The 1,698-nt window shown below is 70.4% G+C and carries 1 protein-coding gene; it reads left to right on the forward strand.

Going from position 1 to position 1,698, the window contains the following annotated elements:
• Positions 1-1,698: non-ribosomal peptide synthetase (locus tag GTY96_RS37005; RefSeq protein ID WP_161667169.1), on the forward strand; the 1,698-nt coding region annotated here is incomplete at both ends.

Here is a 1,698-nt window from a genome sequence, read left to right on the forward strand (position 1 = left end):
GCGAAGCTCTCCGAGCTGGCGCTGATGGGAGAGCAGGAGAAGCAGTCGCTGCTGAAGGAGTTGTCGGGGACGGACCTCGCGGGCCCGGTGAGCGGGACGATGCAGGGCCTCTTCGAAGCGCAGGTGGCGCGCACGCCGGAAGCGGCGGCGGTCCACTTCGACGGGCAGGTGCTGACGTACGCGGAGCTGGAGGCGAAGGCGAACCAGCTGGCGCACCACCTGCGCGGGTTGGGCGTGGGTCCGGACACGCTGGTGGGAGTGAGCCTGGAGCGCTCGGCGCGGATGGTGGTGGCGCTGCTGGGCGTGTTGAAGGCGGGCGGCGCGTACGTGCCGCTGGATCCAGCGTACCCGCGGGAGCGGCTGGGCTGGATGCTGGAGGACGCGAAGGCGCCGGTGCTGCTGACGCAGCAGAAGCTGGTGGGCGTGCTGCCCGAGCACACGGCGCGCACGGTGTGCCTGGATAGCGATTGGGCACTGGTGGCGCAGCAGCCCACCACGCGTGTCGCGGCGCGGACGGGAGAGGGGAATCTGGCGTACGTGCTGTACACGTCGGGCTCGACGGGGCGGCCGAAGGGCGTGGCCATCGAGCAGCGAAGCGCGGTGGCATTCCTGCACTGGGCGACGTCCACCTTCACGGCGCAGCAGTTGGCGGGAGTGTTGGCGGCGACGTCGTTGAACTTCGACTTGTCGGTGTTTGAAGTCTTCGCGCCGTTGAGCAGCGGTGGCGCGGTGGTGGTGGCGGAGAACGCGCTGGCGCTGCCGACGTTGAAGGACGCGGGCCGGGTGACGTTGGTGAATACGGTGCCGTCGGCGATGGCGGAGCTGGTGAGGAGCCAGGGCGTGCCGGAGTCGGTGCGCACGGTGAATCTCGCGGGCGAGCCGCTGCTGAATCGACTGGCGCAGTCCCTCTACGGGCTGAAGGGCGTGGAGGGCGTCTACAACCTCTACGGGCCGACGGAAGACACGACGTATTCGACGTACACGCGAGTGGAGAAGGAGGCGGGGAGGGAGCCGACGATTGGGCGTCCGCTGACGGGCTCGCGGGCGTACGTGCTGGACGCGTGGCTGCGTCCAGTGCCGCGGGGAGTGCCGGGAGAGTTGTACCTGGCGGGAGCGGGGCTCGCGCGAGGGTACCTGGAGAAGCCGGCGCTGACGGCGGAGCGCTTCGTGCCGAATCCGTACGCGGGGCGGCCGGGCGAGAGGATGTACCGCACGGGAGACAGGGTGCGGTGGTTGGCGACGGGAGAGTTGGAGTACCTGGGGCGAATCGACTTCCAGGTGAAGGTGCGAGGCTTCCGCATCGAGCTGGGCGAGGTGGAGTCGGCGCTGGCGTCGCAGGTGGGGGTGCGCGAGTCGGTGGTGGTGGTGCGGGAGGACGCGCCGGGCGACAAGCGTCTGGTGGCGTACGTGGCGGGGACGGGGCTGGAGGTGGCGGAGCTGCGCAAGGGGCTGAAGCAGCGGCTGCCGGAGTACATGGTGCCGTCGGCCTTCGTGGTGCTGGGCGGGCTGCCGCTGACGCCGAATGGGAAGGTGGACCGCCGGGCTCTCCCCGCGCCGGAAGGCCCGAGCGGGCAGGGCGAGTACGTGGCACCGCGCACGGCGACGGAGGAGAAGGTAGCGACGCTCTTCGCGCAGTTGCTGCGGATGGAGCGGGTGGGAGCGGAGGACTCCTTCTTCGAGCTGGGTGGGCACTCGCTG

The organism is Corallococcus silvisoli (genome assembly GCF_009909145.1).
GTDB lineage: Bacteria > Myxococcota > Myxococcia > Myxococcales > Myxococcaceae > Corallococcus > Corallococcus silvisoli.